Origin of the sequence: Prosthecobacter gellanilyticus, from assembly GCF_007992435.1 — a bacterium.
GTDB lineage: Bacteria > Verrucomicrobiota > Verrucomicrobiia > Verrucomicrobiales > Verrucomicrobiaceae > Prosthecobacter > Prosthecobacter gellanilyticus.
The window spans coordinates 49,788-74,667 of the sequence record NZ_BKAG01000020.1; the positions used below are offsets into that span (position 1 = coordinate 49,788).

General features: G+C 59.5%; 25 protein-coding genes. 20 read left to right on the forward strand and 5 right to left on the reverse strand.

Annotation, left to right across the window (positions count from 1 at the left end):
* The first annotated feature begins 3 nt into the window (after nucleotides 1–3).
* The 4 genes from BGE01nite_RS14860 to BGE01nite_RS14875 are packed head-to-tail and all read left to right on the forward strand — an operon-like array spanning nucleotide 4 to nucleotide 3,562.
* Nucleotides 4–945 (forward strand): fatty acid desaturase family protein, encoded by a 942-nt coding sequence (locus BGE01nite_RS14860; protein ID WP_146851270.1) that lies wholly within the window; start codon nucleotides 4–6, stop codon nucleotides 943–945.
* Entirely contained in the window at nucleotides 918–1,670 is a 753-nt protein-coding gene (locus BGE01nite_RS14865) for an ABC transporter ATP-binding protein (RefSeq protein ID WP_246145730.1), read from the forward strand. Before BGE01nite_RS14860 ends, BGE01nite_RS14865 begins: the two co-directional genes overlap by 28 nt.
* A complete protein-coding gene (locus tag BGE01nite_RS14870; protein WP_146851272.1) occupies nucleotides 1,667–2,782 on the forward strand; it encodes an ABC transporter permease in 1,116 nt (371 codons plus the stop codon). The genes BGE01nite_RS14865 and BGE01nite_RS14870 overlap by 4 nt, the downstream gene beginning before the upstream one ends.
* Nucleotides 2,783–2,800: 18 nt before the next feature.
* Nucleotides 2,801–3,562 (forward strand): outer membrane lipoprotein-sorting protein, encoded by a 762-nt coding sequence (locus BGE01nite_RS14875; RefSeq protein ID WP_146851273.1) that lies wholly within the window; start codon nucleotides 2,801–2,803, stop codon nucleotides 3,560–3,562.
* Nucleotides 3,563–3,583: 21 nt separating this feature from the next.
* Here BGE01nite_RS14875 and BGE01nite_RS14880 read toward each other — a convergent pair whose 3' ends face one another.
* Genes BGE01nite_RS14880 through BGE01nite_RS14890 form a run of 3 tightly spaced genes read right to left on the reverse strand, consistent with a single transcriptional unit; the run spans nucleotide 3,584 to nucleotide 7,131 of the window.
* Nucleotides 3,584–3,910 carry a hypothetical protein gene (locus tag BGE01nite_RS14880; RefSeq protein WP_146851274.1) on the reverse strand — a complete coding sequence of 109 codons (327 nt, stop codon included), beginning with the start codon at nucleotides 3,908–3,910 and terminating at the stop codon, nucleotides 3,584–3,586.
* Between the two features lie 22 nt (nucleotides 3,911–3,932).
* Complete coding sequence (locus tag BGE01nite_RS14885) at nucleotides 3,933–6,626, reverse strand: protein kinase domain-containing protein (protein WP_146851275.1); 2,694 nt, start codon at nucleotides 6,624–6,626, stop codon at nucleotides 3,933–3,935.
* Nucleotides 6,627–6,672: 46 nt separating this feature from the next.
* Nucleotides 6,673–7,131 carry a type III secretion system chaperone gene (locus BGE01nite_RS14890; protein WP_146851276.1) on the reverse strand — a complete coding sequence of 153 codons (459 nt, stop codon included), beginning with the start codon at nucleotides 7,129–7,131 and terminating at the stop codon, nucleotides 6,673–6,675.
* A 214-nt stretch (nucleotides 7,132–7,345) separates the two neighbouring features.
* Between BGE01nite_RS14890 and BGE01nite_RS14895 the strand changes: the two genes are divergently transcribed.
* The 3 genes from BGE01nite_RS14895 to BGE01nite_RS14905 are packed head-to-tail and all read left to right on the forward strand — an operon-like array spanning nucleotide 7,346 to nucleotide 9,533.
* Nucleotides 7,346–7,798 (forward strand): type III secretion system chaperone, encoded by a 453-nt coding sequence (locus tag BGE01nite_RS14895; RefSeq protein WP_146851277.1) that lies wholly within the window; start codon nucleotides 7,346–7,348, stop codon nucleotides 7,796–7,798.
* Nucleotides 7,795–8,253, forward strand: a complete 459-nt coding sequence (locus BGE01nite_RS14900) for a type III secretion system chaperone (protein ID WP_146851278.1) — start codon at nucleotides 7,795–7,797, stop codon at nucleotides 8,251–8,253. Before BGE01nite_RS14895 ends, BGE01nite_RS14900 begins: the two co-directional genes overlap by 4 nt.
* 44 nt (nucleotides 8,254–8,297) lie before the next feature.
* On the forward strand, nucleotides 8,298–9,533 hold the full coding sequence (locus BGE01nite_RS14905) for a hypothetical protein (RefSeq protein WP_146851279.1): 1,236 nt from the start codon (nucleotides 8,298–8,300) through the stop codon (nucleotides 9,531–9,533).
* Nucleotides 9,534–9,537: 4 nt separating this feature from the next.
* Here the strand turns inward: BGE01nite_RS14905 and BGE01nite_RS14910 are convergent, their stop codons facing one another.
* On the reverse strand, nucleotides 9,538–11,385 hold the full coding sequence (locus BGE01nite_RS14910) for a WD40 repeat domain-containing serine/threonine protein kinase (protein ID WP_170266804.1): 1,848 nt from the start codon (nucleotides 11,383–11,385) through the stop codon (nucleotides 9,538–9,540).
* Nucleotides 11,382–11,867 (reverse strand): hypothetical protein, encoded by a 486-nt coding sequence (locus BGE01nite_RS14915; RefSeq protein WP_146851281.1) that lies wholly within the window; start codon nucleotides 11,865–11,867, stop codon nucleotides 11,382–11,384. The genes BGE01nite_RS14910 and BGE01nite_RS14915 overlap by 4 nt, the downstream gene beginning before the upstream one ends.
* Nucleotides 11,868–12,035: 168 nt before the next feature.
* Between BGE01nite_RS14915 and BGE01nite_RS14920 the strand changes: the two genes are divergently transcribed.
* The 13 genes from BGE01nite_RS14920 (at nucleotide 12,036) to BGE01nite_RS14980 (ending at nucleotide 24,875) form a co-directional block, all read left to right on the forward strand.
* Entirely contained in the window at nucleotides 12,036–14,897 is a 2,862-nt protein-coding gene (locus tag BGE01nite_RS14920; protein ID WP_146851282.1) for a hypothetical protein, read from the forward strand.
* A 23-nt stretch (nucleotides 14,898–14,920) separates the two neighbouring features.
* A complete protein-coding gene (locus BGE01nite_RS14925; protein ID WP_146851283.1) occupies nucleotides 14,921–15,253 on the forward strand; it encodes a hypothetical protein in 333 nt (110 codons plus the stop codon).
* Between the two features lie 29 nt (nucleotides 15,254–15,282).
* A complete protein-coding gene (locus BGE01nite_RS14930) occupies nucleotides 15,283–16,665 on the forward strand; it encodes a hypothetical protein (protein ID WP_146851284.1) in 1,383 nt (460 codons plus the stop codon).
* 55 nt (nucleotides 16,666–16,720) lie between these two features.
* Nucleotides 16,721–17,212, forward strand: coding sequence for a SycD/LcrH family type III secretion system chaperone (locus BGE01nite_RS14935; protein WP_146851285.1), 492 nt, complete (start codon nucleotides 16,721–16,723; stop codon nucleotides 17,210–17,212).
* Between the two features lie 75 nt (nucleotides 17,213–17,287).
* Nucleotides 17,288–18,670: a type III secretion system translocon subunit SseC family protein gene (gene sctE, locus BGE01nite_RS14940; RefSeq protein ID WP_146851286.1), complete on the forward strand. Its 1,383-nt coding sequence runs from the start codon at nucleotides 17,288–17,290 to the stop codon at nucleotides 18,668–18,670.
* 45 nt (nucleotides 18,671–18,715) lie between these two features.
* Entirely contained in the window at nucleotides 18,716–19,735 is a 1,020-nt protein-coding gene (locus BGE01nite_RS14945; protein WP_146851287.1) for a hypothetical protein, read from the forward strand.
* 115 nt (nucleotides 19,736–19,850) lie between these two features.
* Nucleotides 19,851–20,768, forward strand: coding sequence for a type III secretion system gatekeeper subunit SctW (sctW, locus tag BGE01nite_RS14950; protein WP_146851288.1), 918 nt, complete (start codon nucleotides 19,851–19,853; stop codon nucleotides 20,766–20,768).
* Nucleotides 20,758–21,027: a TyeA family type III secretion system gatekeeper subunit gene (locus tag BGE01nite_RS14955; protein WP_146851289.1), complete on the forward strand. Its 270-nt coding sequence runs from the start codon at nucleotides 20,758–20,760 to the stop codon at nucleotides 21,025–21,027. Before sctW ends, BGE01nite_RS14955 begins: the two co-directional genes overlap by 11 nt.
* Nucleotides 21,024–21,419: a type III secretion system chaperone family protein gene (locus BGE01nite_RS14960; RefSeq protein WP_146851290.1), complete on the forward strand. Its 396-nt coding sequence runs from the start codon at nucleotides 21,024–21,026 to the stop codon at nucleotides 21,417–21,419. The genes BGE01nite_RS14955 and BGE01nite_RS14960 overlap by 4 nt, the downstream gene beginning before the upstream one ends.
* Nucleotides 21,416–21,814: a type III secretion apparatus assembly protein SctX gene (gene sctX, locus BGE01nite_RS14965; RefSeq protein ID WP_146851291.1), complete on the forward strand. Its 399-nt coding sequence runs from the start codon at nucleotides 21,416–21,418 to the stop codon at nucleotides 21,812–21,814. The genes BGE01nite_RS14960 and sctX overlap by 4 nt, the downstream gene beginning before the upstream one ends.
* 27 nt (nucleotides 21,815–21,841) lie before the next feature.
* The gene (gene sctY / locus BGE01nite_RS14970; RefSeq protein WP_146851292.1) at nucleotides 21,842–22,246 is read left to right on the forward strand and encodes a type III secretion apparatus assembly chaperone SctY; all 405 of its coding nucleotides are present in this window, start codon (nucleotides 21,842–21,844) and stop codon (nucleotides 22,244–22,246) included.
* Nucleotides 22,247–22,255: 9 nt separating this feature from the next.
* Complete coding sequence (gene sctV, locus BGE01nite_RS14975; RefSeq protein ID WP_146851293.1) at nucleotides 22,256–24,364, forward strand: type III secretion system export apparatus subunit SctV; 2,109 nt, start codon at nucleotides 22,256–22,258, stop codon at nucleotides 24,362–24,364.
* Between the two features lie 94 nt (nucleotides 24,365–24,458).
* Nucleotides 24,459–24,875 (forward strand): type III secretion system chaperone, encoded by a 417-nt coding sequence (locus BGE01nite_RS14980; protein WP_146851294.1) that lies wholly within the window; start codon nucleotides 24,459–24,461, stop codon nucleotides 24,873–24,875.
* Nucleotides 24,876–24,880 lie beyond the last annotated feature (5 nt).

A 24,880-nucleotide genomic window follows, 5' to 3' on the forward strand; every position in this document is an offset into this window, starting at 1 on the left:
CGAATGAACGCTTCGCCCCCCGTCGAAACACACTGGATCAGCCGCTCGGCCTTCCAGATCGTCATCATTCTCCTGGCACTCACACAAGGTTTGCTTGGTCTGGCCTTGTATCATCACGTCACCTTCTGGGTGGTGGTGCCGCTGGTCTTGATCCTCAGTCATCTCATGCATGGTGCAGCGGTCGGGCTGCACGAGGCCACGCATGGCCAGCTCCGCCAGAACCGCACCTTCAATGAGTTTGATGGCATTTTGTTAGGCGTGTTCAGCTTCATGAGCTTCAGCCTCTACCGGGCCGCTCATCAGACGCATCATGCCTACTTCGCCACCGAGCGTGATGAGGAGCTCTGGCCCTTCACGAACACCAAATCTTCGCGCTGGGTTCGCATTCTCGCGGCGGTCTCCGAACTCACTCTCGGCCTGATCACCACACCCCTCCTGTTCCTGCGCGCCTTTCTGCGCAAAGGCTCTCCGATCCGTGCCAAGCGCATCCGCCGCCGCATCTGGATCGAGCTCTGGCTCATGGTCATGGTCTGGAGCCTCATCGCCATCGCCGTCTTCTATCTTGATATCGGCCGCTATTTCCTGTGGATGTACTTCGTGCCGGCCTTCATCGCCGCGAACCTGCAAACCTGGCGCAAGTACATCGAGCACGTCGGCCTCACCGGCAGCACCGTGAACAGTGCCACTCGCAATGTAGTGGCAGACACCTGGATGGGCCGTCTCGTCTCCTTCACCCTCCTGCATGAGCCGTATCACGGCGTGCACCATCTGCATGTCAGCCTGCCGCATGCCGAGCTTCCGCATCACGCCGAGAAGCTCCAGCCCAAGCATCCCGACGAGCATCCGCCCTTTCCGAGTTACAGCCACGCCGTGATTCACATGCTGAAAAGCCTGCGGAATCCGCGCGTGGGTGCCCAATGGCACGCTTCCACCCCAGCTTCATGAGCACCAGCCCATCATCCCCCGAGTCCGCTGTCTCTCACGAATCCGTGTATGAGGCCCAGGGGCTCCAGAAGGAGTATGATGATGGCAGCGTCAAAGCTCTGCGCGGAGTCGACCTGCAGATCAAGGCGGGCGAGTTCATCGCCATCATTGGCCCCAGCGGCTGCGGCAAGTCCACGCTGCTACAGATGCTCGGCGCGCTCGACTGGCAGAGCAGCGGCACGCTGCTCTATCGTGGCAAATCCTTGAAGGACATGCCCGATCCCTCCGTCTACCGTGCTCGTGAGATTGGCTTCATCTTCCAGTCCTTCCACCTGCTGCCCACCTTCACTGCCATTGAAAACGTGCAGGTGCCCATGTTTGAGTCAGACATTCCGTTAGGCCAGCGAGCTGATCGTGCCCGGGAGTTGCTGAAACTCGTCGGACTCGAGCACCGCATCAATCATTACCCATCCAAGCTCTCAGGGGGCGAAAGACAGCGCGTGGCCATCGCCCGCAGTCTCGCCAACAATCCCTCCGTGCTGCTGGCGGATGAACCCACGGGGAATCTCGACAGCGCCAACACCAAGAGCGTCATGGAGCTCATCGTCCGCCTGCGCGAGGAGAAAAAGATGACGCTGGTGATGGTCACCCATGATCTTGACATCGCCCGTGTGGCCTCACGAACTATTCAGATGAAGGACGGACTGATCGTGAACAACTCCGTTCCTGCCACCTCACCCCAATGACCTTTCTCACCATCGTCTCACGTGGCCTGATGCGGCGCCCCGTCCGCACCGGCCTCACGCTGGTTGGCATCTCCATCGGCATCGCCGCCGTGGTCATGTTGGTGGGCTTCTCCCGTGGCTTTGTGAAGAGCTGGGACTCTGGAATGAAGGTGCGTCGAACCGACATCGTGGTGAACAATCTCGGCTCAGGTCTCGCCCCGAAACCCTTTGAAGAAGCCGTGCGCGACCGCGTGGCTGCCGTGCCGAAAGTGGCTGGCACCTGCAAGCTATTCGTGGACCTCACCAGCGTTGAAGACGCTTCCATGATGATCGTCTCCGCTCGTGAGTGGAAAGGCTTCTCCTGGGACAATCTGAAGATCGTCGAGGGCCGCATGCCCAACGATGAAAAAGAGGAGGCCGTCGTTCTCGGCATGAATGCTGCCGAGGTGCTGAAAAAGAAAGTCGGTGATCCCATCCAGATCGACATCGCAGAACTCAAAGTCGTCGGCATTGTCGATGGCGGCGCTCTCGTCGAGAACGGCTCCATCATCCTCTCACTGCCCTTGTATCAGTCCATCAGTGACAACGCTGGCAAGATCAACATCATCGACGTGCGCGCTGAGACAGGCATGTCTGAGGATGCGTTGCACCAACTCTGCACGGAGATCAATAAAGTCGTCCCTGGTGCCAAGGCCCTGATCGCCGGTGAGCACATCGCCAACAGCGAGGCATTTCGCCTGATGAATGCCATGAGCTGGGGCACCTCCTTGCTCGCCGTGGTGGTCGGCGTCCTCGGCGTGATGAACACCATGCTCATGACCGTGTTTGAGCGGAAGCAGGAGATCTGCATCCTCCTCGCGATCGGCTGGAAGCGCGTGCGCATCATGAAGATGATCCTGCTGGAGTCGGCGCTGCTCGGTCTCTTTGGCGGCATCACCGGAGTCGTGATCGGCATCGTCGGTGTGAAGGTGGTGGAAAGGCTCCCCGCAATCGAAGGCCGTCTCGAGCCAGACCTCAGCGTCTCTCTTTTTGCCACGGCCGTGCTGATGTCCGTGGCCGTAGGAGTGTTTAGCGGGCTGTATCCAGCCTGGCGCAGCTCGCGCCTAAACCCCGCGCTCGCCATCCAGGGTTAACCTAAACCTGTACTCTTTATGAAACGCTCACTTCCACTGCTTCTCATCCTCCTCGCCATCGGTCAGGCCGGTGCTCAGGAGGTCTCAGCACCTGATCTGGCCGCGAAACTCAGCGCGCTCCAGCAGGATGGCACATCCTTGGTTAGGTTGAAGATGGACATGCAAGGCCGGTCCTCCCTCCAGCTTCAGATCAAGCAGCGCCGTGAAGGCGGCAGCGCGGATGTGCTCTATCAAGTGCTCTGGCCCAAGGAAAGGGCAGGGGAGGCCGTGCTCCTGAAGAAGTCTGGTAGCCAGGCCGGCAGCGCCACCACCTTCACCCCTCCGGATAAAACCGGAACCCTCGAGATGAGCAGCGGCCTGTTCGACAGCGAGCTCACACCTGCCGATGTCCTCGAGAACTTCTTCGCCTGGCCTAACCAGGCCATCACCGGCACCGAAGCCATCGGCCGCGTGACCTGCCAGATCCTCGAATCCAAGCCCGGCAAAGGCCAGCGCTCCGCCTATGCCAGCGTCCGCACCTGGGTGGACACGCGCCGCTCCGTGCCGCTCCGCATCGAGAAATACAACAGTTCCGGCCAGGTCGTCTGCCGCATCGAGTCCGGCCGTATCGTCACCGATGACAAAGGCCGTCATGTGCCTGCCAGCTTCACCGTCTCACGCAATGGCACCTCCACCGAGCTGGATGGCTCCAAGCTCAAGCATGACGTCACCTTCACCGCCGACGAGTTCACCGCTGAGGGAATGAAAAAGGCCGCTGCCGCGAAACCCTCTGAACCGTGATCAGGCAGCAGTGCTGCGGCTTCATTTCTTCTTAAAGAGACCGGCCACGACCAGCCGCCAAGCCATGCCAATGGCCAGCATGAGCCACCCCGACCACTCCGGCAGCCGGAGGAAGGCCAGGATGAGCATGGGAAAGGCCAAGCACTCCAGCCAGAGCTTGATCCGCGCAGGTCCTGAGTCGCTTCCCAGCAAGGCGCGGCCCATGTGAAAACCCAGCGTGATGCTGAAGATGCCCGCAAAGACCTTCCGCCACAGTTCCGTCCCCTCAGGCAGCAGAAACAGCACCACGGCCAGGCACACGATGCCTAACAGCGTGTGCAATACAAAGGGATTGGTAGGCCGTGCCATGAGGTGGGTGAACTTCTACGACTCAGATGCTGAGCTTGTCTGAGAGTTCCTTGATCTTCGCTGGATCGGCTTTCGGATCAGCCAGGAGCTTGATGAGTTCCCGCACTTCCGGACTGTCGATTTCAGGATCCTCGAAAACACTCATGCTCAGCAGCTCCGACATGCTGGCACGTTTTTCCGGATCAGGCTCCAGCAGGCGGTTCATCATGCGGTCGACCGAGCTGACACCGTAACCTACCTGCTTCGGCGTCTTCTGGCCGGTCGGGTCAGGCGGACCGTCACGTCCAAGCGTGGCGACCACTTCCGTGCTTGGACCGCGGTATTCAGCCAGCTTCCTCCCGCGCGCGCTTTCAAAAGTCTCCCCCGGAGAGATGTCGTCGATGAAGACGCGCCCGGTGAACATTTCATAGGCGGCGGTGCCGAGCGACCACATGTCATTCTTCTCGGTTGCCTTGTAGCTCGCCTCTTCATAGAGCTTCTCCAGGTCGGCGATCATTTTCTCAATGGTCTCCGTGGCGCTGGCGCGCTGGTCCTTGGGCAGCGTCGGCACTTCTTCCGCGAGGTTCTTTTTCAGCTTGGAGATGGCACGGTCAATGTCCTCCCTTTCTTTGGCGACCCGGCTCATTCCGCCAGAGACTTCCGGCGACTTGTTCACGTTCGAGTCGATGGGCGAGGAGTCGAGTTCGTGCTCGGTTCCGAGGACAGACACCCCGAAATCCCCCAGCAAGACCTGACCGTCGGAGCCGACGAAGTAGTTGCCAGGCTTCAGGTCGAAATGCGTCATGCCGCGTTGGTCCTGGACGTGCTTGAGACCCAGGGCCATGTCCTTGAGCATGGCGATGCGGACGAGTGATGCCGCGCGATGCGAGATGGCGCCGTTGTCCTCCGCTGTCCGGACCTTGTCCATCATGCCGCCCACATCTCCATGCGGAGCCAGCTCCATGGCCACGATCATGCCGCCCGTAGGTGTGCGCATGGCACCGATGAAACCGGTGACATTCGGGTGATCACCCTTCGAGGCGTGGCGATGAGCGCGCACTTCCGTGCAAGCATCTTCAAAGGCCTGTCCGGGAGTCGTGGTTTCTTCGCCGTCGGTCTTCTGGAACTTCACGGCGATGCGTACCAGCTCACCATCCTTCATGCCCTCGTAGGCATGGACCGTGCCAAATCCACCCTCGCCAATCTGTTCCTTTTTGGTGTAAATCACACCGTCGATCTGGACGGTGTTGGCGTCCACATAGCGGTCGCTGAGATTGTTGACGGCCGTGTCATAGGCCTTGTCGAAGAAGGCTTTCACTCTCGGATGAGCGCCGTCGTAGTTGCCAGCCAGTTCCTTGCCACCCTCAGCCGAGATCTGGCTGGAGAGCTGGTGCATAAGATCGTTTTTCAGGGCCTTGCCGTGGCTGGTGGTGAAGCCGAGCTGCACATCACGGGAACTCTGGCGGAGATCGTGCGCCATGATGTCGCCCAGTTCCTTGGCCAGAGCATCGATCTTCTTCTGGTTTTTGGACTTGAGCGCTGACTCCAGCTCTTTGCCCAGCTCATTGAAACGTTTGTCCGTGAGCGAACGCGCGGTGAGATCCGTGATAGCTGGATCGTGGACGATTTCACCAGGATGCTGAGGTTCGGGCGATTTGATGCGCATGCCGACGTCATCAATCAGCGAGTCAAACTGGACAGAGCTTTGGGCTGACTCGAGCCCTGTGCGGTGCGAGCGCTCTTCCGGTGTTGTCTTGCGCAGCTTGGATTTGTCAAAGCCCTGGATCTCGCGATTCAGGTCGGGACGCTCCATGAAGTTATCGTCCTCCAGGAACTGATTGAACACCGCATCATCATGGCGAGTCTTGGCCAGCTTGTCGCGATCCTCCTGCAGCGGATCGGTGACTCGGGTCCGGACATGGTTCAGGTTCTTCGCCTTGTCTTTGACGAAGGCTTCCAGCTCCTGCTTGAGCTGGGGCTGCGCCTTCATGTGGGTCAGTTCATCCTGGGCTTTCTCCAGGAGCGCTTCGGCTTCTTCATCCATCACACCGCCTTCTTGCGCGGTCAGGAGATGGTCCTCGGCTTCGGTGAGGAGCTTGAGCTTCTTCTTGGGACTGCCGCTGTGGGTCATCAGCTCCTGGTAGTCCTCAGTCATCATCTTTTTGCCCTTGGCCAGATGCTCCGTCGGGTGGGAGGCAATGGCCGCATCCACAAACGCGAGTGTTTTGGTGATGGGGTGGTCCTTGATGAACTCCTCGTCCTGGTTGAAGCCGTGAAGCTTCGTGTGCATGTCATCCAGCTTCCCGCGCAGTTCTTTCAGCGTGTCCAGGCGTGCGCTTTCAGGCGCTCCTGCCTGCACCTGTTTCTCATACTTGTCCGCCAGACGGATGGCGCTGCGGTGCAGACTGCCGACTCCATCACTAGCTGCATGGCGTTTCGTGACCCGGAACATCCCCCGCATAAACCCGTCCTTGAAATTGGCATAGCGGCTTGCCTTCCCGAGGCTGAAGGTCATGCCCTCCTTGCTGATCAGGTTGTCCACCGTGATCTTGCGGCCCTTCATGGGGCGCTCCTTGATGGATTGCAGCAAATCTTGTTGGGCCACACGTGACTGCCCGTCCGACTTGGAAACGTGCGGTTTCGGCTCCGTGTCAGTCGTCGGGTTGATGTCCGTCTGGGTGACCACGGAGGTCGTGGTCAATCTCAAACTGCTGTCGGTGCGTCCGAGGGAACTCATGGTCGTGAAGAGTGCGGGGTAGCTTGACTGGGGCGGCCCGGGTGAATCAGGCGCGGATGAAATGATCGTTCAGCGTGAAGCCGTCGCTTTCCGGCTCCTGGGGTCCGGTGATGTCACCGGCCAGTTTTTCTAACCAATGTTCTGACCAGTTCATGAACTCGGTCAGCGCGCTTGAGAAGCCGGCTTCATCCAGGTCGGCCAGGCGGAGCTTCCGGCAGAGCAGGACCTCATCCGTGCTGCGGTCCAGGCCCAGCGTGCAGCCCTCTCCCACCTCCCGGCTGAAGAGCTGGGCTTCGAGCAAGGCGGCGAAGAAATCCTCGCGGTCGCTTTCCGGCGCTCTGCCCACCGTGGCGTAGACATGGGCGCTGTCTTCCTGCGGTGCCTGCTCGATGGTGATGGACAGCTTGTCATCAAAGGTGAGCTGGCAGGTGCCGTTTTCACTCAGGGCCAGATCCGGAAGGTCGAGTTCGGTGGCGAGGGAGGCGAGGAGTTGTTCCAGGGACATGAGGGATGGGGAGGCTCGTTAGGTGCTCTGAACAAGATAGTCGATTGTCTGCCTCTTCATTACAGGGTCGAGGAAAAACAATCTTCCTGGCGCAGAATAATCTCTGTAATCTCAGGCCGGGTGCCGTTTATTCCCTCCCAGTGGCAGTCTCGGGTTGTGACGAATTTTCGCCACACGTCGCACAGTCGCATCTCTCTTTCCTCTCCCTCTCTCGATGAATATCGCTGACGCACTGACCGAGCTGGGCCGCCAGATGGGCATGGCTGACCTGGCTCTCAACGACAGCGGTCTTTGCCGGGTGGTGTTTGACCATTCTTTGGTCGTTGATTTCGAGGAGATGGATGAGGGCAAAACGCTGCACCTCAGCTCCTCCATCGCATCCTTGGATGCCGACACTCACGGAGAGCTCTATTTCCAGACGCTCCTGAGTGCAAACCTCCTCGGTGTGGCCACTGGCGGTGCCTGTTTTTCCATCACCGATGACAATTCAGAGGTCATCTTTGAGCGCCGTCTTGAGATGAACTCCCTGGACTTCACCGGCTTCAATCATGCCGTGGAGAGCTTCGTGAACCACCTCGAAGGGTGGAAGGAAAAGCTCGGCACACTTCCTGCCGGTCATGGATCTGCTGCCGCGGGTCTTGAACCTCATTTCCACATCCGCGCATGAAACTTCAGGACCTTCTGGCTGACCTCGGTGCCAACATAGGGCTCGCCAATCTGAGGCTTGATTCCCACGGCGTCTGCCGCCTGGCCTTCGATGCACAAACGCACGTCGATCTTGAGGCTGATACGGATGATGAAAACACGCTCATCATGCACAGTGTGGTGGGAGTCACGCCTCATGAGGGTGTGCTGGCCTTCTACCAAAAAGTCCTTGCGGGAAACTACCTCGGGCGGGAGACGGAAGGTGCCATTTTGGCCTTGGATCCCGGCACCGGTGAGGTCGTTCTCTCCCAGCGAATCGGAACCCATAAATGCGATGTGGAGTTCCTGGCACAGAAACTGACCTCTTTTGTGCGTGTCGCACGTGACTGGCAGCAGCGCCTCGTCCCGAACCAGCATCACGAAGAAACCACTTCGGACGACTTTGATCCGCGGCTCTCTGGCATGATCCGGATCTAGTGAGTCCTCTCTGACAAACCTCAACCTGCACGACCATGTCCCAAATGTCTCCCATCTCCATCCGGCCGGGGAACCTTCAAGGCACCACTGGAAGCTCCGAGGTGTCCGTTCCCAAAGGGAAGCTCGGTGGTGATGAGGTCGTTGTGATGGACCGTGAGTTTCCGAAGCCACCGAAGTCCGGTGGACTGCGTCATGAAAGCGGCGTGCATGTGGGCAGCAAGGCGCTCATCGAGCGTGAATCCAGCCGCACCGAGCTCAGCACACCGCGCGGCAAGATCTCGGCCATCCAGCAGCGTGTGCCCACGGAGATCGGGAAGGACGAGGTCGCGAAGGCCATGAAGGACATCGTCGATGATCCCCGCCTGGAGCAGTCAAAGGAATCGACGAAGCCGAAGAGCTACTGGAACAAGTTTGTCGACTACTTCGCCAGCGGCCGCTTCTTGAAGCTGCTTCCCCAGGCCATCGCAGGGCCCGTGTGGTCCTTGATTGAAGGCGCCAAGGCCGAGCGCCATCAGGAGCGCATGGTGGCCATCTCCCATGATGCCGGTGCGCGCAGCGAGGAGGGCGGCGTGCACGACCTGCCCAGGGAGCTGGCTTCCGCCATGTCCGGCCACTACCAGCACAAGGCGCAGAAGCACAGTGACAAGGCCATGATTGGAACGGTCGGACTTGTTGTTACGCCGGTTACCGGGCCGCTCTTCGCGTCACTGGGCGGTGTGGTCGGTGGGGTGACCTCCGAAGTCGTGGGCACAGCGGTGGAGAAGGGGGGCGCAGGTCTTGTTTCACTGGGGGCTAGAAAGGGCGTCCAGTTTGGTCTTACCGAACCGATGCGAGACAAAGAGCGCCGGATGGAGAAGTCCGAGACCTTCCACTCTGCCGCTCACTTGAGCGTGGAGCTCGACTCGGAGGGCAACTCGGCAGAGATCGCCCGCACCTCGCGTGGCTTTTTGAAATACCTCTCCCTGCCGCCTGATAAAGAGAGGCTCAATTCTGATGACCCCAAAGTGCGTCAGCAGGAGCTATCTCGCCTGACCCTCAAGCGCGCCATGGGCGGTGATGTGAACACAGACTACAGCAAGGAAACGCGCACCACGATGGACCAGCTCGAAAAGCGCAGCACGTCTGGCACCTCCACACCCCTGTCGTCATCCGACGGCATGTCCTGGGTGCCCGTGGGTGTGGGCAGCAAGGAACGCAGCACGGACTATCTCCGCCGCATGCTGGTGTGTGAAGGCATGATGGAGCACAGCGAGGAGAGTCTTAACGTCAAAGATCGTTAGGCTCTCAGCGGGCCGTCCAGTGCTGCTGCACCTGATCGCGCGTGAGTGGCTGGAGGTTGCCCTCCGTGGTCAGTGTGTGGCCGGAGCTCAGCGTGGCCTCCTTGACTGTCATGGGTTTGGGCGCCTCAGGCTTCAGATCCCAGAGACGCGTGATGCCCGCGGCATTGGTGCTGGCCAGATAACGTCCGTCTGGACTGGCGAGTGCCGCACGGATGGGGAAGGCATCTCTCAGGACCGCCACAGGAGTCTGGTCATCGTTCAGATAGACGATGAGGCGCTTTCCGTCCGGATGTGCGCGCATGTGAGGTTGAGCGGGAATCGGGATGTCCTTGGTCGCGACGAGCTCCCCTGAGCTGATGTCATAGGTATGTACTGTCCCCGCCTCTGCTGTGAAGATATGCAAACAACGGCCATCCTGGCCGAAGGCAAGCTCTTTACCTTCCTTACCTAACCAAAGATGCTTGAGCGATGGCGCGTTGTCACCGGCGCTCTCCGCGCCATTGCTCCTGGCCTGGTCAAACCAGAGCGCTGCGGTCGCAAAGTCATGCTCCGCGCCAAAGGTCTGCGCGGTCTGGGTCTGGTGCGCGGCCAGTTGCTGCAGGCTTTCACGTGCCAGGGACCGCATGTGGCGATTGTTGATGAAGATAACCGTGCTGATGCCTAGCAAAGTGAGCAGAATGGCGCTGCTGAGCAGGCCGAGGCTGGGGTTCCGCTTCACCCATTTCGTGACCTGGGTGATCACGGTGGCGGGCCGCGCCTGGATGGGCTTGTGCTCCAGCCAGCTGCCGAGATCATCCGCCAGCGCCTGGGCGCTGGAGTATCGATGCACAGGATTCTTTTCGAGGCACTTCAAGCAGATGATGTTGAGATCACGCGGAACTGCGGGATTGAGCAGGGAAGGCGGCACCACGTCTTCATCACGGATGCGCAGCAGCGTGTCCTGCAGCGTCTCACCCAGGAAGGGTGGACGGCCCACGAGGCACTCATAGAGCATGGCCCCGATGGCATAGATGTCACTCGCCGCACACACATCATTGGTTCGGCCAGCCGCCATCTCGGGCGAGAGATAACCGGGCGTGCCGATCATGAGGCCCGTGGCGCTGAGATCACTGCGCACTTCCATCTTTCCGGCGAGCCCGAAGTCTGTGATGTGCGGCACATCATCGAGATCGATCAGCACATTGGAAGGCTTCAGGTCCCGGTGCAGCACCCAGCGCTCATGGGCGTAGTGCACGGCTTCCGCGACCGTGCGGCAGTAGGTGGCGGCCTTCAGCGGGGCCAGCGGACCGTTGCGCAGCACCTCGGCCAGGCTGCGGCCTTCGATGAAGTCCATGCTGTAGTACGGCTGCTCGCTCAGGCCGCCGTCTGCATGCTCCGAAGGCACGCTGCCCACGTGGTGAACGGTGACGATGTTCGGGTGGCGCAGGCCGGCCGCTGCTTTCGCTTCTCGGCGAAAACGCTCCCGCAGATCATCCGAGCTGAACCTGCCATCCAGCAGAAACTTCAGCGCCACAAAGCGCTCCAGGCTGAGCTGTCTCGCGAGGTAGACCACGCCCATGCCGCCGTGGGCGATCTCCTCAATGAGTTCATAGTCACCAAACTTCTCCGGCACACGCCCCCCGAGCGTGGTCGAGAGCGTGCCAGAGATGTGGGAGAGTGCCGCTGAGGTCTTCAGCAGATCCGGTGGTGACAGCAGGATCCTGGTGGCGCTGTCAGGAGATTTCTTCCCAGGCGGTTTCGGGGTTATCTGTCCCAGGCCAGCCGCCAGCAGGCAGCGGGGGCAGGCCGACCTTGGCTTGACTGGCGCCCCACAGGTAGGGCAGGGAGTGGTGGTGGGAGGGCCGGAACTCATGCTGTAGGGGGATTTTCCAGCCATTCGCGCTCGGCGGCCAGGGGCGGCGTGTAGGTCAGGAGCGTTCCACCGACCCACAAAATGTCGTTTTCGACAAAGAGGTCCACCACCTTCAGATAGCGCCGATAGAAGGCCAGAATGCCCTCATTTTCAAGGCTGTCTGCCGGGCGATCACTGGTAGCGGAAACATGCCCTTTGATGTCCGTGATGCCCACATCCGCCTTTTTGACCAGGGAGAGGAAGCGGACGATATCCGCAAACGGACTGCGCAAGCCGTTGCGCTGGGTCTGTCGCTCAAACAGCACGATGATGAGCAGGTGCGGCGTCTCCTCCGGCACCCGGTAAACCAGTGTGGACTGCCCTACGGTCATCTCCCAGCCCACGGGCGGCGCTCCGAGCATCGCCGCTGGCTGGTAGAGCTTCGGCGGCATACCCCGCTCATGGAGCCAGTCGGTGAAACGGTCGCGGAAGAATTTAGCCATGAGGGGGGAGGAGAGCGGGAATTTTCAGCGCTTTTTGTGCCTGCTGACAACATTGTTGTAATCCTGGGCGCACATTCTGCGGAGGATTTATTCACAGGCCGTCGTTACCGCTCATTGACGCTCGAACAAGGCCTGTGTTAGAACAACTCCGAATTCCCCCTAAAAGCCATGCAGATTATTAAAACAGAACTCAGTGCGGCGGCCCAGGCAGGGGCGCTCGACGGCTCGCTGGCTTTCAACAAGATGTACATGGAGCACCGGGAGTTGGTGGCCAAGACGGCTGCCAGTGGTTTGCAGGGGCTTCAGGAGGTTTTGTCCAACAGCTCCGTCTACACCTCGGCGCTCAGCCATCTGGAGGAGGCCACGGCCAGCATCGATGAGGCCAATGCACTGGCGGCGAAAGATCCTTTTAAAGCTGGCAACAGTGCCACTCAGACCCAGCACACCACGGCCACCACGAATGGCTTGAAGACCCAGGCCGGGCCTTACCAGACCACGGCAGGCGGTGTGCAGACCACGGCGCAAAATGCCGTCAATGGCACAGATTCGAGCAAGCCGGAGCGCGGAATTGCCAACAATGGGAAGTCAGCCGCTGACCTGCTGAAATCCGGCCTGGATGCCCTGGCCACCAGCGGTGATCTCACCACCGCGCTGACCCGGATCAATCAGGCCAAGTCGGATGCACAGTCGGTGGTCTCAGCGGCCACGTCACTCCGAACCACGCTGCAGGGAGAGGACCCGGTGCCGACGGCGCGCATCAACGCGCTCAACGCCGTGATCAGCGCGGCGAACAGTGTGATCAACACAGCGAATAGCACGCAGGCCCTCACCAACAGCCCCATCGCCCAGATTCGCAACGAAACACCCACCGTTCATGACCTCGGTGATGGCAATACTCTCTGCACCTGGGGAGACAGTGGTTACATGACCCTGGTGGATGCCAGCGGCAATGGCGTGATCATCAGCCCGGATGGCACGGTGGATCCTCTGAATGGCAGCGGTGAAGGCTGGAAGTTCAGCAACACCTCCACCTTCGTCCTGGCGAACGAAACCAAGATCACCATCACCCCTGGCAACCCGGCCAGCGTGCTCGCCACCAAAGGCCTGCATGCCATTAACATCACCGGCGTGCAGGCGGGGCAGGTCCCCACGGTGACACCTTATGGGCAGCTCAACGGCCGCACCGAGGACCGCGCCAGCAATGACGGTCACATCATCAATATCAACGGCAATGCCAGCAATTGGAAGATGAATGGTCAGGTGCTGGGGGATGCCGGCAGCCGTGAGCAGGTGGCGACGAGCGCGCTTACCAACGAGCTGAAACTGGATCCGACCGACGTCGCTGTTTCACCGGAGATGATGGCCTTCCTCACCCTGATCGGCGGACCTGCGGTCACGGACTACGATGGTGACGGGAAGCTGAACAACGAGGAAATGGCCCATGTGGCCGGGCTGGTTTACAACTACATCCAGCAGCTTCAGCAGAGCTTCTCCTCAGCATTGGCTGGTGTGGCGGATGCCAATCAGGCGCTCGCGGATTTGAATCAGCTTCTGGAGCTCATGCGCATTGAGAACGACACCCGCCAGGGCAACCGCCAGACCGAGAATGCCGAGGCCAAGGCTGCCTTGCAGGCGGTGGAGCGGAGGCTCGTCGCTGCTTTGGAAAAACTCAGAGGAGATCAGTCCGCCCAGGCGCAGGGCAACATCGAGAGCAACGCGCAGAACGTGCTCTCCCAGCTCAATGCCTTCAGCCAGACCGGTGGTGCAGGCGCGCCTTCGAGCACCAGCAGCGCATCCTCATCCAGCGGCACGCCTAACCAAAACAATGGTCAAAGTGAAAGCCGGCCGGATCCGGTGGGCGATGGTCTGCGCCGTGCCAGCCGCCTGCTCTCAGGCATGCTCGGCGGTGGCAATCTGAACATCCTGGACCTGCCACCGACGCCGCCGGCTTCCAATGGTCAGGCCGCTGGTGCGGCAGGCACTCCGCCATCCATTGAATCTCTGGCCCAGCAGGCGCTCACGGAAGCTGCACAGGGCGGCCTGACCGCGCTGAATGAACTCGGTGCCGCTCTCGCCGCGCTTGGCTTGCAGCTTGATCCACAGGCCGCCGCAGGATTGAACGCTCAGAACCTCTCCGCCGGTCTTCAGGCTCTCTTCACTCTCTTTGATGAGCTCGGCGTCCTGCCTCCAGGCACAGATCTCCAGGCAAACGGTCCTGGCGTTGAAGACGTGCTCCAGCAGCTTGCCAGCATCTTGCAAGGTCCGGAGAAGGGAGATGCGCCTGTCGGCGCTGTTTCCAATCGTTCGTTGCTCTCCTTCCTCGGCACCCTGGCTCAGCTCGGCTCCGCCATCAATGCCGTGGCACCTCAGGCCGGACAAACCACGCCAGGGCAGGTGGAGAAGGCTGGCACCGGCTCGCTTTCTCCTCAGTCACGCACCGCTGAGCAGCTCGCTCTTGTGCTTGCAGGACTCGCAGCCCTCGGCTCGGCAGGTGCCGGTCAGAGCACCGGCACTCAGGGTAGCACCGCGCCCACCTCCGCAGAGCTCCGCCTTGGCTTGCAGAGCTTCCTCGCTGCTATGTCGGCGTTCGGTGTCTTTGGCGTGAACCAGCAGCAGGACCAGTCCCAGGGCCAGCAGTCCGGCATCACCTTCACCAGCAACAGTTCCGAGGCCGCTCGCACCATCGCGGGCAACTTCGCCACAGATCCACAGTTGTTGAAGCAGTTGCAGGCCAACCTCAGCCGCGCCATCCAGGAGCACCAGACCCAGCTCAATCTGGCCTCCATCCTCTTTGTGCAGAGCCAGGAGGTCGTGCAAAAATTTGTCTCCATCATCAAGCAGGACGACCTCGCTCGCGACATCGTCCACACCGACGAGCTTTCTGATGAGACTCAGACGAAGTTTGATGACCGCATGACCAAGCTGAAGCAAGAGTGGGGTGTGGAGTGGGGCGCTGACAATGAGGAGCGCACGCCCGCCGGCCAGAGCAACCTCGTCAGCCGCGCCGTGCAGTCCGGCATGATGGTCTGATTTTGTTTTTTCGATGATGAACGATGCCTGAAGATTCCCAGAACTCGAAGCCCAACGGAGCCGCCCAGCCCTCGCCTGAGGAGTTGATCGCGCGGATGGATGCGCTGCTGGCCAAGGGCAGGGAAGCGATGGACCGGGTGGACCAGTTTTACACCGAGACAGGCCTTGTTCAGGGCATCGGTGCGAAAACGCTGCTCGGAGATGAAGTTCCTGAGGAAGACCGTGTAATATTCGCCCGTCTTTTGACGGAGTTGGAGATCATGGAGCAGCGCATCGCCCAGATCGAGACCGCGATCACTCCTGTCGCCAGAGTTTCAGTCAGTGCCCGCGCCGTGGGCAACCGCTACCGCATCTAAGTTTCCCTTCACCTTTACCCCTCACCTCTATGGCCTTCGACGCTGGATCCATCACCTTTAAAACGAGCGACCTCGCCAACCTCTACGTCAACGGTACCGGGCTCGCGGCGGGCGGCGGTGCGATGTCATCTGAGGATGAGTTGCAGAAGTTCAGAAGCGGATCTGTGGCCGTCATCGATGCCACGCTCACCGCCATCTTGGATGACGTGAAGACCCTGGACAACCGCATCGTCAACTTCCAGAACGCCATCACCGCCCGTGCTCCAGCAGGTACCGAGGACAAGCCCTATGATGCGGCCATGATGAAGCGCGAGTTCATGGAGGAAGTGTTTGCGCTGCTGCTCAAGCGTTCTGACTTCCGGGCAAACTCGCCCACCTACAATGTGAACACGGGTGACGTCACCGAAGACCTGCTGGGAGACGGCCTGCGGAACCTCAGCGACAAGACCTTCGATGACATGCGCGGCTATCTCGTGGAAGGCGGCAAGCGGATCTTCAATTCCTATTCGTCTCTGATTGATGCCATCTTCACGGAAGGCAACAAGATGGCCAACAACCCCACGGACCCGGCCACGGGTCTGGCAGTGTCCACCAACATCACCACCACCATCCCGGACACGGACATCGGCGGTGTCATCTACAATCGCGTGACCTCTGAGCGCATCCCAGGCGCCAGCGATCCGGACGACACCAAGAACTTCAATTACTACCTGATCCAGAAAAACTCCACCCCGGTGGTTTCGGGCAAAACAAACGTCGAAGGCTATGCGGTGAACCGCACCGACAACACCGTCTCCACCACGCGTCCGGTGGTGGACACTCAACTCACCTTTGGCGGCAATTTGGTGACCACCAACTACCTCCGGGTGAACAAGAACCTGACCGCCATCACGGGTGAGGTTCCCCAGCCTCGTCTCAGCCGGCAGATGTCCCCCATGTGGTTCCTCTACTACTGGAACGAGGCCCGCGTCAAAGTGCTGCGCGGCCAGTTGAACTTCAAGGAAGCCGTCACCGGCGAAATTCGCGATGACCTTGCCAAGGCCCAGAAGGCCTACTCGGATCTGGAGAAACAGGCGGGCCGCACCCGTTCCCAGTCGGCGGACGGCAAGACCATGAATCCTGACCTCAGCTATGAGACCGCCACCATGGATTTCTTCGAGGCCACGAACACCAAGGCTGGAGCCACGCTCTACGACAATGCCGGTGCCGATGACCTGCAGAACTTCAATACCTGGGGCAGCAGCCGCAGCACTCTCAAGACCTACATTGATGCCAAGAGCACCCACTCCCAGGATGCCATGCTCGATTATCAGACGACACTGAACCGCTACAACAATGCCTTTGAGGTCATGAGCAAGCTGCAAGAAAAGGTGGACGGCCTCGTGAAGAGCCAGCTCCGCAACGTGGCCTGATTCGCCTTAGTTTTTACCTCCCTCACTCTCCCAAACTCCCACGCCAACAGCCACCATGAGCAACACTGCCAACCCGAAAGCGTATTTCGAAACAGATGAAGAACTGCGCGATTTTTATGAAAAGTTCGGCCAGAACGGCCGCACCTTTCAGGACTTCACCAACCTGACTCCCCAGAGCATGGAGGTGATCTACATGGTGGCTTTCAACCAGTTCAATGCCGGCAAGTATGATGAAGCGGAAAAGATCTTCCAGCTTCTCTCCGTGCTGAACCACTTCGACGCACGCTTCTGGACCGGCCTGGGCGCCAGCCGTGAGATGCAGAAGAAGTATGATGACGCCATCAAGGCCTACACCTACCTGACCGTCCTGGATCTCGAAAATCCGACGCCCGCCCTCCTCATGGGCAAGTGCTATCTGGGTGCTGGACGCAAGGAGGACGCGGAGAGCGCTTTCCACGCCTGTATTTTTATTTGTAAGGACAAGCCGGCAAATGCGGAAGTAAAAGCACAGGCCCAGTCTCTCCTCGAAATCCTCGGGAAGAACTGACCGGTCTGTTGAGACCCTTTCACTGCATCGCCGGGAGGTGCAGCCGCCAGAATCTGAACCTCTAGAACCCACCTTATGAGCTCGATCAGCAACAGCACGACCGCGAAACTCTCCTCCTTTGATCCCACCCAGTTCAGTCAAGACCTGGACAAGGTGAAGGAAGAAGGAGCCCAGTCCCTCACCCAAGCCCTGACCCTTCTCGCCAGCCTGGATGCCACCGGCCTTGTGTCCGGAGAAGGCGGCACCATCACCCTCGCCCCGCCTAAGGGCATGATGAACGCCGCGGATCTGACCCTGCGCATCGGCATGCTTCAGGACGCCCTCAATGAACTGATGCAGCAGGTCTCGAAGAATGAGATCGAGGGCCGCTTGAACGACCTCAACCGTCAAAACACGGAGCAGCTCGACAAGATGAAGAAGCAGATGGAGGAGGTCGAGAAGTCCGTGAAGAAGCAGCAGGAAGCCGCGAAGAAGTCGAACATCTTCACCGCCATCGCCAACTTCTTCAAAGCGGTCTTCGACATCGTCTGCGCCGTCTTTTCCGCCATTGCCGCCGTCGGTTACTTGCTCGTCAATCCTGCGGCCGCCGTGGGACTGGCTGTCTCAGCCATCGCGCTGGCTGCTTCAGGCATATGTAACATGGTAGTAGCGATCGATGCGGCCATGGCAGCCGCCACAGGCAAAGGTTTCCTCAGCGACACGGATAAAAAGAATCTTGAGAAAGCCACCGAGATTCTCGGCTACATCGCCCTGGTGGCAGGTGTCCTCTCCGGGATTGCGGTCATCGTCAGTGCCGTCCGCACGGGCGCCGCGATGGCGGGCAAGGAGCTGATGAAGCACGGCATGGAAGCTGGCAACAAGGCGATCGCGAAAGAGGTCCTCAACGCCGGCAAGCAAGCCATTCAGGAAATCACCCGTGACTTCTTCAAGCAGGCCGCCAAAGAGGCCGTCAAGGAAGGCTCCAAGGAGGCTGCCCAGCAGACCGCCAAAGTCTTTCTGGAGCAGGCGGCCAAGGTCGCTGCCCGTGAATCCATCAATGCAACAGCCTCCGAGGCTACCAAGGCCGGTTTGAACGCGGTGGTGAAGCAGGCGATCACGTCGGTCGTTAAAGAAGCCATGAAGCCGATGCTTCAGGAGATGATCGAACTCAGTCTGAAACAGGCTGTGGCGGCCATCTTCCTCCAGGCTCCGTCTGCAGTGGTTTCGGGCGTGGGTGATGTGAAGGTGGCTGATCTCATGACCGAGGCCGCAGATGCCAAACGCAAGGCAGACGAAGCCGAGGCCCAGTCCAAGGCCATCGAGGCCATGATCAAGATGCTGAGAAACCTGATCGAGCAGCTCCAGAGCGATCTCGAGGACATGATGGAATCAGCGATGGAGACCGTGTCCGCCATCTTCAAGGCCGCTGACGACAGCGCCTCGTCCATGAAGGAGCTCATGCAGTTCCAGTCCGCCTGATTGCCTGGCCTAACGAAGTTTTAAAAACCTCATCCATCACCCACTATGAATGTTTCTTTCAATGTTTCATCCGGTTACGCCAGCCAGATCGGCCAGACCGATCAGACGGAAAAAACGCAAGAATCCCAGAAATCCAGCAAGTCGCTGACTGTCTCAGTCTTCGGTGGAAAAGGCTCTGAGGAAACCAAGAGCTCCAACGGCATCACGCTTTCTTATCCGATGATCGGCCCCGAGGATTTTGACGTCAATGAGTTTGCTCAGTCCCTGGCCAACATGGATGTGAGCGTTCTCCAGACCATGACCAACACCGCCGCTGCGCTGGTGGTGAACGGAATGGTGCTCGATCTGGCCTCCAACATCGTCAAGGGCGGGACAGACTACATCGAGAAGAATGCCGCTGACATCACCGCCGCCCTTGAGCATCTCGAGAAGCGCGCTGCCGAGACCGAGAAGTCTCTCTTCGACATGATCAGCAGCAGCAAGTATCCGGACTTCAACTCCTTCCTGAAGCTCATGCTCAGCATGGCCCAGGAGCTCCGTGAGTCCACCGCCAAGGCACGCCAGGAAATGGTCAAGGGTGAGTATAACAACATGCTCGACCAGGCGAAGACCATGATGGACAACGCCAAGTCCAACTATGACGCCGCCATCAAGGAGGCCAAGGCCACCCGTGCTCAGGGCATCGGCAAGATCGTCGGCGGCTGCCTCACCTTCGCGACCAGCCTTGCGGGTGGTCTCGCCGGCCGTGGCAATCCTGCCATGGGCTTCCTCGCAGGCGCGCAGGCGGGCGGCATGTTTGGCAATGCCATGACCCAGATCATTGATGGCTCCACCGCCGTCTATGCGGCCGAGATGCAGACTGAGGCAGCCGGACATAAAAAGGATGCCGAGGAAGGCCAGGCTCTCCTGAAGAAGTATGAGGCTTCCCAGAAGCTCATGCAGGATGCCCAGCAGGTGATCCAGGAAATGCGTGACGCCGCCAAGACTCTCTCTGACATGGTGCTGAAGCTCTACCAGGACTTCATTCAGAACCAGAGCCAGATCGTTTCTCGCGCGAACATCTAAGAGGCGGATTTTTTCTGCAATCCTGCCTGTCCCAGAAGGTTAGAATCCGGTAGCTCATGAGTTCCTTAGCATCATCCACATCCAACCGCCTGATCATCGGGCAGGAGGTGGGCTCATGAGCGCCATTGGCAATGACGTCCGCGCCCTCGTCTCTTCCTTCTCCAGCAAGGAAGGCGTGGCGGACTCGCTGGCCCAGGCCCAGCGCCAGGAGGGCAGCATCAAGGGGCAGGTGGTGCAGGAGACCGACGCCGCCACCGCGCTCCAGAATGCCGCGGAGGAGATGACCTTCGCTGCCTCGGAAAAGGTGGAGAAGAAGCTCTCCGAGCGCAAAGCCGGCTCCAAGGAGTCGATGAAGCTCAACCAGGCTGAGCTTGCCGAGAAGTATGTGACGATGACGGGTGACTCGCAGTCGCCCCAGAAGCTGAATGACTTTGTCGAGGCTCTTAAAAAGAGGGGCAGCAAAGCCAGTGAAGGCGAGATCCGTGACATGCTGCAGCGCGAGTTCAGTGATGTGAGCGAGCAATACGCTGCCATCGCCTTCGCCGAGGAAGCCCTGAAAGGTCAGGAAGGCGAGGAATTCAAAGAACTGGCTGCCAAGGTCGGCAATGTGAAGGAAACCTTGATGAAGGAGGCCGGACCTGCCATCCGCGCCGGCATCAACATCGCCTCGGACGTGCTCGGTTTTGCCAAGCAGGGACTGGAGCAGCTCGACAAACTGCGTGAGCTGTATCGCTACGCTGTCCTGGGCCGTCCGAACGTCTCTGAAATGTATCAGGCCATCATGACCCGCTACGGCGAGAGTCGTTTCTCTCAGGCTCTCGATTTCCTCATCCAGGCTGCGGGCAGTGACCTCGATGCCAGCGGCATGGGGCCCAGCATGGAATCCGCCCACCTCGAAACCGCCGTGAACAACATCAACTACGTGCAGCAAATGGGAAATCTCTTCCGCACTCTCTCTGACCTTGTGGACAAGGTCCGCCCGAACGCCACACCTGCGCCTGCCTTCTCCTTCGCCTTTGCCAATGGCAGATGAATACACAGCCCATGATCTCATGCGCGAGCTGCTGGAAATGACCACGCAGCGCTGGATCGATCCCGAACGCTTTATCCAAATCACCAACCGCCTCGGAGTGAAGACTTCCGAGATGCGAATTTACTTCCTCACTCAATTGCGCGAAAAAGTTCGGCAGATTCCCTTGAAACTCTACCCGGTCCCTGACATCCGGGAGAAGATGCTCGACGCGCTGCAACAGGCCATGGACACTGAAATCTCACGAGAGGAGGTTGCATGACATCACTCTTTGACGAGACCCTCGCTGAGTTTGGCCGCAGCATCGGCATGGAAGGCTTGGCCCTTCGTGAGAACAATGCCTTGATGCTGGACATGCAGCGGCTCGGCACCCTGGCGGTCGAGCTGATCGGCGAGCGCAGTGAGGATGTCTCCATCAGCCTCATCCGCCAGATCGAGACGCCAGATGAATCTGCCTGCGCGCGCCTCCTGGAACTGTGCCACTATCGGGCGCCCGCACCTTTTCCGGCCCGTGTGGGCTGGACCCGCTCCGGCCAGCTCCTCTTTGCCGTCCGCATGGATGGTTATCTTTTCACCCTGCCAAACATGCATCAGGCGCTCGACTGGCTCACCAGTCTGCATGATCAGAGCAGCACCTTCGTTAGATCTGCATGATGCAACTTCTCCCAGAAGCTTTTCAGCCGCGCATCGGGCTCGCCTCCATCGAGCTGGCTGACGAGTCCCCCCATGCTTTGCTGCCGGATGATTCACATCTCCAGCCGATCAATGCGGCCGTGGAGAGACAGCTCGAGGTCATGCTCCAGGCGGAGACCTTTGAGAAGGTCATGCTGGATGCGCTGCGCCCGAAAGTGCAGGACCAGAGCGTGCTTCACCCCAGTGTCTTCCACCCGATGCGTGAGGAAGTGGCCGTGAAGCTCCGTGAGGAGATCCACACGCAGCACGATATCAGCGTCGTCCAGGAACTCCGCGCCGCCATGGCCCTGCTCGACCATCTCGGCGCGGTTCATGACCTCGGTGAGCAATACCGCTACGCGCTCCTCCGTGGCTGACGACAAGACCGCCCGTATCACTCTCTCATGGAATCTTCTCCCGACATTCCTCCCAACCCCGAAGACTCGCTCGAGTCTCTGGAGCCCGACCGCGCGTTCCTGGCGCTGACGACGCGCCAGAGGGACTGGTTGATGACTGTCGCCTACCTGCACCTGGAGCAGCACAAACCAGATCGCGCTTGTGTATTGCTCCGTCTGGTTTACCGGGCCTTCCCGGAAGACTCAGAGGTCCAGCGCTGCCTCGCTCTTGCCGAGTTGCTCGCTGGTTTCCCGGTGGCCGCCGCCCGTGCCGCCACGCGCGCTTTCAAACAATCTGACGGTCCCCTGCGTGTGCCGGTGGGACTGGTCTTTGCCAAAGCTCTGTGGGAACAGGGTAAACATGAGGCGGCGCGGGATTTCCTGGCCAGCCTCCTAACCGACGAACGACGCTAACATTCTCCCATGGCCGCCTCGATTGCTTCAGTCCAAAATGCCCTCTTAAAGGGTGCCAAATACTACGACGTGCTCATGGCCGTCGTGGTCGTGCTCATCCTGTCTCTGATGATCCTGCCGGTACCTCCAGCCCTGCTGGACGTGCTGCTCGCGGTGAACCTCGCCGTCTCGATGCTGCTGCTCATGCTCTCCATGTATGTGCCGCACATCCTGGAGTTCTCGACCTTCCCGTCGATGCTGCTGGTGACCACGTTGTTCCGGCTTTCGCTGAACATCACCACCACGCGTCTCATTTTGCTGGAGGCTCACGCCGGGGACATCATTTTTACCTTCGGTAACTTCGTGGTCGGGGGGAACTTCATCGTCGGTGTGGTGATCTTCCTCATCATCACGATTGTGCAGTTCATCGTGATCACGAAAGGCGCGGAACGTGTGGCCGAGGTGGCCGCGCGATTCACCCTGGATGCCATGCCGGGCAAGCAGATGAGCATTGATGCCGACCTGCGTGCCGGAAACATCACTCAGGAGGACGCCAAGAAGCGACGACATAACATCGAGAAGGAGAGCCAGCTCCACGGCTCCATGGACGGTGCCATGAAGTTCGTGAAGGGGGACGCCATTGCAGGTCTCATCATCACCGCCATCAACATCACCGCAGGCATCGCCATCGGCGTGCTGCAAAAGGGCTGGGAGATCGGCAAGGCAGTCACCACCTACTCCATCCTCACCATCGGTGACGGTCTGGTGTCCCAGATCCCGGCGCTGCTCATCTCCATCACGGCGGGCATGATCGTGACCCGCGTGGGCAATGAAGAGGAAGGCGGTGCCCTCGGTGGCGATGTCGGCAAGCAGCTCCTCGCCCAGCCCAAAGCGCTCATGATTGCTGCTGGCTTCATGTTCGGCTTCGCGATGATCCCAGGTTTCCCGAAGATCCCCTTCATCATCCTTGGCGTGGTGGCCGGTCTCATCGGCTATGCGAACTTTAAGACCAGCAATACGCCCGTCGCAGTGCAGCATGACAAGCGCAACCTCCCGGCCGCTGCCGCCACCGGCCAGAAGCCTGCCATCAAGCAGCAGCGCCGTGATGATGGGGGTGATGACTTCTCCGTCACCGTGCCTCTTCTGATGGACGTGTCCGCCGCCAGCCAGGACATCGTGGATGCAAACGCGATGAATGACGAGCTCATACGAGTGCGAAAAGCGCTGTATCACGACCTCGGCGTACCCTTTCCGGGCATCCACCTGCGCTTCAATGAGTCTCTGCCAGCCGGTCAGTACAAGATTCTCCTGCATGAGGTGCCCATCGCGGAAGGCCAGTTCCGCACGGACTTTGTGCTCGCCCGTGAGAAGCCGGACTCACTGAGAATGCTCGGCATTCCCTTTGAGGAAGAAAAACCCTTCCTGCGTGGCCTCCTGCCGCTCTGGGTGCCGAAAGACCGTGTCGCAGATCTGGAAAAGGCCAGGGTGCCTTTCCTGGCTCCCACCCAGGTGCTGACCTATCACCTCAGCGTCATCCTCAAACGCTACGCCGGTGACTTCGTCGGCCTGCAGGAGACCAAGTACCTGCTGGAGCAGATGGAATCCCAGTTCCCGGAAGTGGTCCGTGAAGTGCAGCGCGTGCTCCCGGTGCAGAAGATCACAGAGGTCTTCCAGCGCCTGGTGCAGGAGGAAGTCTCCATCCGCAACCTGCGCACCATCCTGCAGGCTTTGATCGAGTGGGGCCAGAAGGAGAAGGAAGCCGTGCTTCTCACCGAGTATGTGCGCGCCAGCCTGAAGCGTTACATCAGCTACAAGTTCAGCCGCGGGCAGAATATCCTGGCTGTGTATCTCCTGGAGCCAGGCTTGGAAGAGAAGATCCGCAAGGCGGTCCGCCAGACATCAGCCGGTGCTTATCTTGCCCTGGAGCCCATGACGGTGAAAACCCTTCTCACCTCCGTGCGAAAAGAAGTCGGAAATGTCATGGAAAGTAACCAGCGTCCGGTGTTGTTAACATCGCTGGATGTCCGTCGTTACACCCGCAAGCTGATCGAGCAGGAGTTTTATGAGCTGCCTGTCCTCAGCCATCAGGAGCTGACCGAGGAAATCACGATCCAGCCCCTCGGGCGCATCTCCGCCTAAATACTTTCATCCTAGAACAATCAAGCATTGCTTCCCGGTCCTAATTTTGCTTCAACTCTAATCAGCATAGTTTCCAGTATTGGCCTAATTCCCCATGAGTGACGCACTCCATGAACCTATCGCGGTACTTTGTGAAGAAGTGGGGTTGCCTGTCCCTGCGCCAGACGCTCGCGGGACTTATGTGATCGACATCGACGGCCAGCAGATTCGCGTCTTTGCCTTGAAGAATGGCAAGGTCGTTCTGCTCGGTGTCATCGGCGGGGCAGGGGACATCGCGGAGCGCCGCAAAGAGTCCCGGCACAGCATTCTGACCTCCTGCTTGAATCTCCAGGCGGTGCGCTTTGGAAAGCTAGGCACATCTGAAGTGCTCACGCTCGAACCCGAGACAGGGGAGCTGGTGCTCTGGCAGACCTTTGAAGGTCCGGGCGTGTCCATCCCTGCCTTCCTGCAGGGGGCGGAATCCCTTCTCAACGAACTCGAATTTTGGAAAAACTGGCTGGCCGTCTCCTGACACAT